The organism is Pseudomonas sp. P4_C8 (genome assembly GCF_056401975.1).
Window position 1 is genome coordinate 1 of sequence record NZ_JBFUIH010000037.1, and the last position, 12,074, is coordinate 12,074.

The window sequence follows — 12,074 nt, forward strand, 5'->3', positions numbered from 1 at the left end:
TCGCTGGAGCGTGAACCGAAAGGTAAACGACCTGGCTACCGAATTTCTTGACGACCATAGAGCATTGGAACCACCTGATCCCATCCCGAACTCAGCAGTGAAACGATGCATCGCCGATGGTAGTGTGGGGTTTCCCCATGTGAGAGTAGGTCATCGTCAAGATTAAATTCCGAAACCCCTATCTGCGTATGCAGGTAGGGGTTTTGTTTTGTCCTCGAAAAAAGCATCTGGAAACTGGTACGGACCCGCTGGGTTTGCGCCAGCTCGGACCGAAGAAAAACTTAACGTCGTGTCCGGGATTAGTTGACCACTACAACCGGTCGATGCAACAGACTGACTAAATCTTTTAGCAGCATATGGCTGCCACGGCACGGCTATCAAGCGCGAGCAATATCGAGCCAGACCGGGCCGTCGGGATATTGATATCGTTCCAGGGATTGAGCGGTCATTTCGATGCTATAGCCCGAGCGCCGCGCAGGCATGTAGCGGCCGCGGCGGATCACGACCGGGTCAAGGAAGTGCTCGTGCAGGTGGTCGACGCATTCCAGAACACGGTTGTGCAGCGAGGCCGAGACGGCGATGTAGTCGAACAGGGCGATGTGCTGCACGTACTCGCACAAACCGACGCCACCGCCATGGGGGCAGACCGGCACGTCGAACTTGGCCGCCATCAACAGCACGATCAACACCTCATTGAGACGACCCAGGCGGGCCGCGTCCAGCTGGCAAAAGTCCAGAGCTCCGGCCTGGAACATCTGCTTGAACATCACCCTGTTGTGGCAATGCTCACCGGTGGCGACGCCAATCGGTGCGATGCGCCGGCGGATGCTGGCATGGCCGAGGATGTCATCGGGGCTGGTGGGCTCTTCGATCCACAGGGGGGGGCGAACGCGGCCAGGCGGCGCATGTTGGCTACCGACTCATCGACGCCCCAGACTTGGTTGGCGTCCATCATCAGGGAACGATCCCAGCCAATTTCTTCGCGAAGAGTTGTGGCGCGACGGATGTCTTCTTCCAGATCGGCGCCGATTTTCTGCTTGAGGTGCTACAGGCGACGACTGGAACGTAACGTCGTCTGGCCTGTAGCGTTTCACACTCGCTTAGTCCTTGGCCAGATGAGGCTCAGGACGGCATTCCCGGTCAGGATGGAGTCTCATCGGGACAAAGAACCTTTTTTACCCTCTTTGGGCCGCATCACGAATACCAGCACGAATCAGTAAGCGCTGGTCGTAGGCGATCGGGACAATGCGCGGGCGAGGCCAGCGGGCGCAATGGTGGCTACCGCGCCGTGAATCGAGGAGCCGCTGGCGGTCTCCTCATTGATGACACTGCGAGTGTTACTGAGCTTCGCGAGTAGCTTGGCCATTGACCAGGCGAGATATGCCTAGGGGGTTGGCAGCTTTCAAGGCGTCGGGCAGCAGGCTGTCGGGGTAGTTCTGAAAGCACACTGGGCGCAGGAAGCGATCGATCGCCAGGGTGCCCACCGACGTACCGCGCGCATCCGAAGTCGCGGGGTACGGCCCGCCATGGACCATCGAGTCGCAGACTTCCACACCTGTCGGATAACCGTTGAGCAGAATCCGTCCGACCTTTTGTTCCAGCAACGTCGTCAGCTCGCCGAACCGTTCAAAGTCCGCCGGCTCGCCGATGATGGTCGCCGTCAACTGCCCGTGCAGGGCGTTCAATGCGGCATTGAGTTGTGCATGGTCCGCGACTTCGACGAACACCGTGGTCGGGCCGAAGACTTCTTCCTGCAAGACTTCATCGCCGTCGAGCAACAGGCCGACATCCGCCTTGAATAGCTGCGGTCGGGCCTGATTACCCTGTTGCGGGCTGCCGGCGAGGTGCTGAATGCCCGGATGCGCGAGCAGTTTTTGCAGACCTTTGCCATAGCTGCTCAAGGTGCCGGCATTGAGCATGGTTTGCGCAGGCTGATCCTCCATCAACCCAGCCACCTGCTGTACGAACGCACTGAACTGCGGCGAGCGAATACCGATCACCAAGCCAGGGTTGGTACAGAACTGACCACAGCCTTGTACCACTGAAGCGGTCAGGTCACGGGCAACGCTTTCGGCGCGCACTTCCAGGGCCTCGGGCAACAGGATTACCGGATTGATGCTCGACATTTCGGCGAACACCGGAATTGGCTGAGGACGGGCAGCGGCCATGTCACACAGCGCGCGACCACCCTTGAGCGAGCCGGTGAAACCCACCGCCTGAATAGCCGGATGCTTGACCAGCGCCTCACCGACACCGCCGCCGTAGATCATGTTGAACACCCCGGCGGGCATCGCGGTTTTTTCTGCGGCGCGGATGATCGCGTCGGCAACGAGCTCGGCCGTGGCCATGTGACCACTGTGCGCCTTGAACACCACCGGGCAGCCAGCCGCCAATGCCGAGGCGGTGTCGCCGCCCGCTGTGGAGAATGCCAAAGGAAAGTTGCTCGCACCAAATACCGCGACTGGCCCAAGGCCGATGCGGTATTGGCGCAGGTCCGGACGTGGCAGTGGTTGGCGATCCGGCAGTGCCTGATCAATCCGCGCACCGTAGAAATCACCGCGACGCAGCACTTTGGCGAACAGGCGCATCTGGCCGCTGGTGCGACCGCGTTCGCCTTGAATCCGTGCCGCCGACAACGCGGTTTCGCTGCAGACCAGCGCGACAAAGGCATCACCCAACAGGTCCAGCTCATCGGCAATGGCATCGAGAAATTGCGCCCGGCGTTCGGCACTCAGGTTGCGATAGGTCGGGTAGACGGCAGCGGCAGCCTTGGCTGCGGCATCGACTTCTTCCAGGGTGGCCTGATAGAAGCTGTAAGGCAGGTTTTCGCCAGTGCTGGCGTCAACGCTGTTGACGATGATATTGCCGGCAGCGCTGCGCTGACCGGCGATGTAGTTGTGGCCGATGATCGTGGGCATTTCTGGCTCCAGAAAAGAATGTTCGAATCCCCCTTGCGGGGATTTCAGGGCAATAGGGGTGGAGAGAGGGATTCAGGTGACTGCGCCGATCTGCCAGGGCACGAATTCGTTCTGCCCGTAACCGTGCTGCTCACTCATGCTGCGTTCGCCCGAAGCGATGCGTAGCATGAGTTTGAAGATGGCTTCACCGCATTCTTCGATGGTCATGGTGTCTTCGGCGATCTCGCCGCAGTTGATGTCCATGTCTTCGCGCTGGCGGTTCCACAGGGTGCTGTTGGTCGCCAGTTTGATCGATGGTGTGGGGGCGCAACCGTAGGCCGAGCCACGTCCGGTGGTGAAGGCGATCAGGTTGGCGCCGCCGGCGACCTGGCCTGTGGCCGATACAGGGTCGTAGCCGGGGGTGTCCATGAACACCAGACCTTTGGCGCTGACCACCTGGGCATACTCATAGACATCAACCAGATTGCTGGAACCTGCCTTGGCCACGGCACCCAGGGACTTCTCCAGGATGGTGGTCAATCCTCCGACTTTGTTACCGGCCGAAGGGTTGTTGTTCAGCTCTGCGCCCATGCGCTCGCAGTAGGCCTCCCACCAACGGATCCTGGCGATGAGCTTTTCGCCCACGGCGCGGTTGACGGCCCGACGGGTCAGCAGGTGTTCGGCACCGTAGATTTCCGGGGTTTCGGAAAGGATGGCCGTACCGCCACAGGCGACCAGTCGGTCCACGGCATTGCCTAGCGCCGGGTTGGCCGTGATACCGGAATAACCGTCCGAGCCGCCACATTGCAATCCAATCACGAGATGCCTGGCACTCACGGGTTCGCGCGTGACCTGGTTGGCCTCCTCAAGCAACGCCTTAACCTGGGCGATGCCGCTGGCGACCGCTTTGGAGGTACCGCCACTGTCCTGGATGCTGAAAGTACGTAGCGTATCGCTGCGGCTCAGGCCCTGGGTGCTGAGCAGCCCTTCGATCTGGTTGGTTTCGCAGCCCAGTCCGATTACCAGTACCGCGGCGAAGTTGGCATGGGTGGCGTAGCCGGCCAATGTTCGACGCAGCAAGGCCAGGCCTTCGCCGGCGGGGTCCACGGCGCAACCGGCGGAATGGGTGAGGGCGACCACGCCATCGACGTTGGGGTACGCCAGCAACGCGGCAGGATTGATGTCCCGGCGGAAGTGGTCGGCAACGGCTCGGGCCACGGTGGCCGAGCAATTGACCGAGGTCAGGATGCCGATGTAGTTGCGTGTCGCCACTCGGCCATCCTGGCGCACGATCCCCATGAACACGGGCTCGTCGTTCAAGGGTTTGTCGGGTTTCACATCGACGCTGAAGGCATAGTCACGGGAGAAATCGCCCATGGTCAGGTTGTGCACATGCACGTGATCGCCGGCTTCGATAACCCCCGTGGAAAAACCGATGATCTGTCCGTAACGACGCAAGGGCTGGCCGGCTTCGACACGGCGTGCGGCGATCTTGTGGCCGGCAGGTATCGGCTGGCGCACGGTCAGGCCTTCCTGCTCGAGTACTTCGCCTCCCAGCAACGGCCGACGGGCGATCAATACATCGTCCAGAGGATTGAGGCGCAGTACGGCGGCTGCACCGGTTTTCATGATCAATTCCATCGCAAACTCTCTGGCTATGAAGCGTGGGAGGTCGCTGGCGAACGGGCCGCGCCTTACCTTTGTTGCTGCACTATAAGAGCCGCCGTAGGTGTGTGCCTAATGAGACCTTTGGATTGATCGATAACCTTTTCTCATTGGTTCAGGGTTTTTTGAGTGAAACATCGCTCAGCGGTCGCCAGCTTCCCGTCTCAGCCTGGCGAATTCCAGCAAGGTATCGGCGAACTCCCGGGCAGCTTCGCTCAGCGGTTCGTCCTTGCGCGTGATGATGCCGTAGTCCTGGGGCTCGACCTTGAACGGCGTGTTGAGCACTTTGAGCAAGCCGCTCTGAACCTGCGACTGGACCATGGATTCGGGCAGCATCGCGAGCATCGGTCCCGATTGCAGCAGTTGCAAGAAGGTCGGCATCGAGATGGTCTCGACCGTATTGGTGGGCGTGCGCACATTGAACTCGGCGAAGGCACTTTCCATTCGTCGCCGTATGGGGGCATTGAAGGGGTACATGACCCAGGGCCAATCGCCGAGCTGATCGGTCGCCACTTCATCGAACTGTGCCAGAGGATGGCGACTGTTGACCACCAGGCAAAAGGGCTCGGGCCCGAGCGCACGAAACTCGAAGGGCTGCTGATAACGCTCATCGGTGAAGCGGGCAATGATCAGATCGAGTTTTTTATGTTCGAGCATTTCCAGCAGTTGATTGCTGGTTTGCTCGATCACTTCGATGGACAACATCGGGCGGTCCAGCTTGATCCGGGTGATGGCCTCGGGCAGCACGACCGAGGTCGCGGCGAAAATCGCGCCGACTTTCAAATGGCCATGCCCACCTTTGCGCAGCTTATTGAGCTGATCGACGAAAGATTGCGTGTCATCCAGGGTCATCCGCGCATAGCGGACCACGAACTCGCCGAGCTCGGTCAGGACCATGCTGCGAGTCTGCCGTTCGAACAAGGCAAAGCCGAGCAACAGTTCGATGTCGCGCAACATCTTGCTGATGGCGGGCTGGGTCAGGTTCATCAGCTCGGCGGTGGTATGCATATTGCGGGTCCGAGCCAGGGTATCGACCAGCATCAGGTGCTTGATCTTGAGCCATTTGCTGACGCTGGCGTAGGAAATCTCGTCGTTTTCCATAAGTCGCTCAAATCTGATTGATAACGAAACGATATCAAATGCTGAAAATATGTCATTGGGATTTATCGATCCAGTCCACTAGTTTTGCCCGGTCGTTACCGAATTGACCTGGATCTGCATATGCCGAAGCTGAATTTGACTGGTAAAAACACCCTCCCGATCGACGGCCTGGAAGGCACGCTGATTGGTCGCGCCTGGGTGCCGGGGGAGACCGCAGGCCCGTCACCGGTGGTATTGCGCGCCGATGGCGTGTTTGATGTGTCGCAGGAGTTTGCGACATTGAGCGATCTGCTTGAGAGCCCGTCGCCGCTCGAGGCTGTTCGCAGCGCTCGGGGTCGATACATTGGCAGTGTTGACGAATTGTTGGCCAATACGGGAATGGGCGCCGACCCCACCAAGGCTTTCTTGTTGCCGCCGGCTGACCTGCAAGTGATCAAAGCCGCCGGCGTAACATTCGCCTCCAGCATGATCGAGCGCGTGATTGAAGAGCAGGCCGGTGGTGATGCGGTCAAGGCCGAGAGCGTGCGCAACGTGGTCAAGGTGGCTATCGGCGACAACCTGCGCTCGATCAAACCCGGTTCGATCGAAGCCGCCCGGCTAAAGGGCGTATTAATCGAGCAGGGGCTGTGGTCACAATACCTGGAAGTGGGCATTGGCCCTGATGCCGAGATTTTCACCAAGGCGCCGGTCCTCGCTTCTGTCGGCAGCGGTAACGAGGTCGGTATTCATCCTCAATCCAAATGGAACAACCCTGAACCGGAAATCGTCCTGGCAGTGAGTAGTCGTGGCCAGATACTTGGTGCAACCCTGGGTAACGACGTTAATCTGCGCGACTTCGAAGGCCGTAGTGCCTTGTTGTTGAGCAAGGCCAAGGACAACAACGCGTCTTGCGCGATCGGCCCGTTTATTCGCCTGTTCGACGAAGGCTTTTCTCTGGATGATGTGCGCCGTTGCGTGGTCGACCTGATCGTCGAAGGTGATGACGGTTTCATCCTGCGCGGCAGCAGTTCGATGGAGCAGATCAGTCGCGACCCGCTGGAGCTGGTAGCCCAGACTGTGGGCAGCAATCACCAGTACCCGGATGGCTTCATGCTGTTTCTGGGCACCCTGTTTGCTCCGACACAGGATCGTGAAGAGCAGGGCAGCGGTTTCACCCACAAGCAGGGCGATAGCGTCAGCATCGGCAGCCCATTGCTGGGCACGCTGCACAATCGTGTCACCTACAGCAATGAAGCCACGCCATGGACGTTTGGCCTGCGAGCATTGATGGGCAACCTGGCTGCTCGCGGCCTTGAGGCAGGTAAATCACTCCACTGATTTACCTGCCAGAGGTTCCTGGCAGATAAAAACAGTGGTCGCTGGACAATAATAATAAGGCCCCCAAATGATGACCAAAAATACAAAAAGACCGGATCACGCGGCAGCCATCGAGAGCGCCATCGCCAAATGCAGATGGAAGCTGTTGCCGTTCCTGGCATTGATGTTCGCCCTGGCAATGATCGATCGCTCCAACGTGGGTTTCGCCAAGGCGGCACTGCAAACCGATATTGGCTTGAGCAATGCTGCCTTCGCCTTGGGCGCGGGTATTTTCTTTATCGGTTATGCGATCTTCGAAGTCCCCAGCAACCTGATGTTGCACCGGGTCGGCGCGAGAGTCTGGCTCAGCCGAATCATGATCACCTGGGGGCTGGTGTCCGCCGCCATGATGTTCACCCGGGATGAAACAACGTTTTACGTACTGCGTTTTCTCCTCGGCGTGGCCGAAGCCGGGTTTTCCCCGGGTGTCATCCTGTACCTGACCTACTGGTTTCCGGCCCAGCGTCGCGGCCAGGCCATCGGCATCTACTATTTTGGCTTGCCAATGGCCCTGATGCTGGGCAGTCCGCTGTCGGGTTGGTTGTTGGAAATGCATGGCATGTTCAACCTGACCAACTGGCAGTGGATGTTCCTGGTGGAAGGCCTGGCGGCTGTCGTCGTGGGGATCATTGCGCTGTTCTACCTCAAGAGTAAGCCACAGGATGCCAACTGGCTTACAGCAGAGGAGAAAGCCGCGCTGAGTCAGGAACTCAAGGCTGAAGATAAGCTCAAGCTGGCCCATGGACCGAACAGCCTGCTGGACCTGGTCCGCAACAAGCGAGTGCTGAAGTTCATCCTGATCTACTTCAGCGTTCAGGTCAGTGTGTACGGGGTCATCTTTTATCTGCCAACCCGAATTGCAGAGCTTCTGGGGACCAAGGTCGGCCTCGAAGTTGGCATGTTCATCTCGCTGCCGTGGCTGTGTGCAGCCATCGCCATGTACTTTGTGACGCGTTATGCCGACCGACATGGGGCGCACCTGAAGATGGCTATGTGCATGCTCGGCATGGCGGCCCTTGGTATTGCTGCTTCGGCGTTGCTCAACAGCTTTGCCCCGGTACTGCTGGCTTTCTGTTTTGCAGCGGCTGGTTTCGTGACTGTTCAACCGCTGTTCTGGACGCTGCCGACCGGCTACCTCGGCGGGGTCGCCGCGGCAGGTGGTATAGCCCTGATTGGCTCCATGGGCAACATCGGCGGCTTCGTCGCGCCAATGCTCAAGGCCAATATGGAAGTCTGGTTCACCGATCCACGGGCGGGGATGTTGTCGCTGTCGGCAGCCGGACTGGTAGGGGTTTACCTGCTATGGACGTTGCGCTCGCCGAAGGTGCAACCGTTGGTCAATCAAAGTCCACTGGAAGGGGGGGCGGGTAATTCCCAGGCACCTTCGAATCCTTGAGATCACAGCGTCGAAAATAGACCGAGACCAACAGCCGAAGCCTGGTAAAGGCTTCGGTTTTTTTTTGCCCGTTAATTCTGCCAACAGCATCTAGCTTCGTGATGGGTTGTGAAAACACGCTGGACGCATCTAAAACAGGGTTTTGCTCGGCTCGTCAGCGGCTACGGCATCACAGGGATGCTGGCAACACTGATTGCTCAGGTAGAGCGTGGGCGTTTTGAGGGTTGAGCCAGCGCCTTTGAGCGACCCAGCGGTCGCTCAAAGGCGCTCTTGTTACTTCAGGTTGCCGCTGAGGAACTGCTGCAGGCGCTCACTTTTGGGGTTGCCCAATACGTCCTCGGGCGCGCCCTGCTCTTCGACCCGCCCCTGGTGCAGGAATAGCACCTGGTTCGACACTTTGCGCGCAAAGCTCATTTCGTGGGTCACCATGATCATGGTGCGGCCTTCTTCGGCCAAGCCCTGGATTACCTTGAGTACTTCGCCCACCAGTTCCGGGTCCAGGGCCGAAGTCGGCTCGTCGAACAGCATGATCTCCGGTTCCATGCTCAGGGCACGGGCAATGGCGACCCGTTGCTGCTGACCACCCGAGAGAAACGCCGGGTACTGATCGGCGACCCGTGCCGGCAAACCGACCTTGTCCAGGTAGCGCCGGGCGCGATCCTCTGCGTCCTTCTTGCTGACGCCCAGCACTCGGCGTGGGGCCATGGTGATGTTTTCCAGCACGGTCATGTGGCTCCACAGGTTGAAGTGCTGGAACACCATCGCCAGGCGAGTGCGGATGCGTTGCAGTTCATTGGCGTCGGCCACGCGCATGCCGTGGCGATCATGGACCATTTGAATCGGCTGGTTGTCCAGGCTCATGGCGCCATCGTTGGGCGTTTCCAGGAAGTTGATGCAACGCAGAAAGGTGCTCTTGCCCGAACCACTGGCGCCAATCAGGCTGATCACATCGCCGGTCTTGGCGTTTAGCGAAACGCCCTTGAGGACTTCATGGTTACCGTAACTTTTGTGCAGGTTTTCAACGGTCAGTTTGTACATGAGCAAGCATCCTGAATTAGTGAGCCGGGCCGAGGAAAGACAACCAACGACGTTCGGCCAGGCGGAACAGACCGACCAGAGAGAAAGTGACTGCCAGGTAGATCAACGCGGCGATGCCGAACGACTGGAAGGTCAGGAAGGTTGCCGAGTTGGCGTCTCGCGCGACTTTCAGGATGTCCGGGATGGTCGCGGTGAAGGCCACGGTGGTCGAGTGCAGCATCAGAATCACTTCGTTGCTGTAGTAAGGCAGCGAGCGACGCAGGGCGGACGGCATGATCACGTAGGCATACAGCTTCCAGCCGGTCAGACCATACGCTTTGGCGGCTTCGACTTCACCGTGGTTCATGCTGCGAATCGCCCCGGCGAAAATCTCCGTGGTGTAGGCGCAGGTGTTCAGGGCGAAGGCCAGGATGGTGCAGTTCATCGCATCGCGAAAGAACGCATCCAGTACTGGCTGAGCGCGCACGGCGGCCAGGCTGTAAATTCCGGTGTAACAAATCAGCAGCTGAATATAGAGAGGCGTACCCCGAAACAGATAGGTGTAGAACTGCACCGGCCAGCGCACCCAGACATTGGTCGAGACCCGGGCAATCGACAGCGGGATCGACATCACGAAGCCGAAGAAGATTGAGGCACTGAGCAGCCAGAGGGTCATGGCCAGCCCGGTGATGTGATTGCCGTCCTGGTACAGGAAAGGTTTCCAGTATTCCTGCAGTAGCTCGATCATCGCACGGCCTCCCGGGTGCCTGCGGCGTAGAAGATTTCCATCCGGCGCAAGACGTAGTTCGAAACGGTGGTTATCACCAGATAGATCAAGGCGGCCAGAATCAGGAAGAAGAACAGCTGATAGGAACTCTTGCCCGCGTCCTGGGCCACCTTGACCAGATCGGCCAGGCCAATGATCGACACCAGTGCGGTGGCCTTGAGAATCACCATCCAGTTATTACCGATGCCCGGCAGGGCAAAACGCATCATTTGCGGGAACACCACGATGCGAAAGCGCTGAGCTCGGGTCAGGCCGTAGGCGGTAGCCGCTTCCATCTGCCCTCGCGGTACGGCGAGGATCGCGCCACGGAAGGTTTCGGTGAAATACGCCCCGTAGATGAAGCCCAGGGTGATGACCCCGGCGCTGAACGGGTTGATCTCGATGTATTCCCATTCCATGAAGTCGGTGAACGACGTCAGCCAGGTTTGCAGGCTGTAGAAGATCAACAGCATCAGCACCAGGTCCGGCACGCCGCGAATCAGCGTGGTGTAGGCCTGCGCAGGGACGCGCAGCAGTGCCGATTTCGAAAGCTTGGCGCTGGCGCCGATCAGGCCCAGGCCAACGCTCACCAGCAAGCACAGAAAGGATAATTTGACAGTCATCCACGAGCCTTGCAGCAACAGCGGGCCGAAGCCCTTCAGGCTAAAGCCTGACAGCCCAAGAATCTGCAATAGGTTTTCTAGCATTGAGCAGCCCTACGTCAATCAATAAAGTGCCCATCCGGAAATGGGCGCAGGGTCATTATTTGCCGCTGTAGAGATTCAGATCGCCAAAGTGCTTCTGCTGGACGGCCGCGTAGGTGCCATTGTCGTGCAGCGCCTTGATACCTTTATTCAGTAAGGCCTGGAGCTCGGCGTTGCCTTTGGTGAGACCCACGGCGGTTTTGGCTGGCAGTAGCGGGCTTTCGACCGGCTCGCTGACTTGGAAGTCGGCGCCTGGTGGCGACTTCAGGAAGCCCAGTTCGGCTTGCAGCATGTCCTGGATCCCAGCGTCGAGACGACCGGAGATCAGGTCAGCGTACACCTGGTCCTGGTTGGCGTAGGCCTGGGTCTCTACCCCGGCTTTGTCCAGCACGGCCTTGGCGTAGGCTTCCTGGATGGTGCCTTGTTCGTAGCCGACTTTCTTGCCCTTGAGGGAGGCCGGATCGGCGCCGATGGCCGCGCCTTTCTTGAATACCAGCGCGGTCGGGCCAGAGAACAGCTCGCTCGAGAAATCGATGACTTTCTCACGCGCTGGCGTGGCGGTCATGGAAGAAATCACGCCGTCGAACTTGTTGGCCTTGAGGCCGGGAATCATGCCGTCGAAGTCACTTTCGACCCATTTGCACTTGACCTTCAGCTCAGCGCAGATCGCGTTGCCCAAGTCGATATCGAAGCCCACCAGGCTGCCATCGGCGGCCTTGGATTCGAACGGCGCATAAGAGGGGTCGACGCCAAAACGCAACTCCTTGTACTCCTTGGCCAGCGCAGAACCGGCAGCCACACACAAAGCCAATGCAGAAAGGGTGAGAAATGCTTTTTTCATTATTTTATTCCCAAGGACCATCGAAAGCGCTTGTGCCGCAAGAGCGCGTGTACTGCGTGGTGAAATGTCTTATGCACACGCAGATACTTGTACAGACAAGCATATGCAATCACCCGGCCAATTCGCCGATTGGGCGTTTGAGAAAGCGCGTACAGCGCTCTGGGATGGGCTTGGCAGGCAGGTGAGCGCAGGGGGGAGGCAGCCTGCGCGGCTGTTACCAACGCAGGTTTTTTACACCCCGCTGGGGTATGCGGTAACAAAATGTGTGATTAAGGGCGCCGACTTTCCTGGCATCAATCCTTGATCTTCATCTTGAGAGTGGAGTATTAGG

Annotated in this window: 9 protein-coding genes, 1 rRNA gene and 1 pseudogene; 3 read left to right on the forward strand and 8 right to left on the reverse strand. The window is 58.8% G+C overall.

Annotation, left to right across the window (positions count from 1 at the left end; genetic code table 11):
- Positions 1–46 precede the first annotated feature (46 nt).
- A 5S ribosomal RNA gene (gene rrf / locus AC1DWM_RS21815) occupies positions 47–162 on the forward strand.
- A gap of 215 nt (positions 163–377) precedes the next feature.
- Here the strand turns inward: rrf and AC1DWM_RS21820 are convergent.
- From AC1DWM_RS21820 to AC1DWM_RS21835, 4 genes and pseudogenes are all read right to left on the reverse strand, one after another.
- Positions 378–1,045 (reverse strand): annotated as a pseudogene (locus tag AC1DWM_RS21820) (enolase C-terminal domain-like protein); the annotation flags it as partial.
- 292 nt (positions 1,046–1,337) lie between these two features.
- Entirely contained in the window at positions 1,338–2,918 is a 1,581-nt protein-coding gene (locus tag AC1DWM_RS21825) for an aldehyde dehydrogenase (NADP(+)) (protein WP_477796080.1), read from the reverse strand.
- Positions 2,919–2,990: 72 nt separating this feature from the next.
- Positions 2,991–4,538: a UxaA family hydrolase gene (locus tag AC1DWM_RS21830; protein ID WP_223517271.1), complete on the reverse strand. Its 1,548-nt coding sequence runs from the start codon at positions 4,536–4,538 to the stop codon at positions 2,991–2,993.
- A 165-nt stretch (positions 4,539–4,703) separates the two neighbouring features.
- A complete protein-coding gene (locus AC1DWM_RS21835) occupies positions 4,704–5,663 on the reverse strand; it encodes a LysR family transcriptional regulator (RefSeq protein ID WP_056741656.1) in 960 nt (319 codons plus the stop codon).
- A gap of 120 nt (positions 5,664–5,783) precedes the next feature.
- On the opposite strand from AC1DWM_RS21835, the gene AC1DWM_RS21840 reads away from it, so the two are divergent.
- Positions 5,784–6,980: a fumarylacetoacetate hydrolase family protein gene (locus tag AC1DWM_RS21840; RefSeq protein ID WP_477796081.1), complete on the forward strand. Its 1,197-nt coding sequence runs from the start codon at positions 5,784–5,786 to the stop codon at positions 6,978–6,980.
- A 67-nt stretch (positions 6,981–7,047) separates the two neighbouring features.
- Positions 7,048–8,415: an MFS transporter gene (locus AC1DWM_RS21845; RefSeq protein WP_223517267.1), complete on the forward strand. Its 1,368-nt coding sequence runs from the start codon at positions 7,048–7,050 to the stop codon at positions 8,413–8,415.
- Positions 8,416–8,688: 273 nt separating this feature from the next.
- On the opposite strand, the gene AC1DWM_RS21850 is transcribed toward AC1DWM_RS21845, so the two are convergent.
- Genes AC1DWM_RS21850 through AC1DWM_RS21865 form a run of 4 tightly spaced genes read right to left on the reverse strand, consistent with a single transcriptional unit; the run spans position 8,689 to position 11,743 of the window.
- Entirely contained in the window at positions 8,689–9,453 is a 765-nt protein-coding gene (locus tag AC1DWM_RS21850) for an ABC transporter ATP-binding protein (protein ID WP_046031503.1), read from the reverse strand.
- Between the two features lie 16 nt (positions 9,454–9,469).
- Positions 9,470–10,180 (reverse strand): ABC transporter permease, encoded by a 711-nt coding sequence (locus tag AC1DWM_RS21855; protein WP_477796082.1) that lies wholly within the window; start codon positions 10,178–10,180, stop codon positions 9,470–9,472.
- On the reverse strand, positions 10,177–10,905 hold the full coding sequence (locus tag AC1DWM_RS21860; protein ID WP_223517264.1) for an ABC transporter permease: 729 nt from the start codon (positions 10,903–10,905) through the stop codon (positions 10,177–10,179). The genes AC1DWM_RS21855 and AC1DWM_RS21860 overlap by 4 nt, the downstream gene beginning before the upstream one ends.
- A 55-nt stretch (positions 10,906–10,960) precedes the next feature.
- A complete protein-coding gene (locus tag AC1DWM_RS21865) occupies positions 10,961–11,743 on the reverse strand; it encodes a transporter substrate-binding domain-containing protein (RefSeq protein WP_223517262.1) in 783 nt (260 codons plus the stop codon).
- Positions 11,744–12,074: the final 331 nt, after the last annotated feature.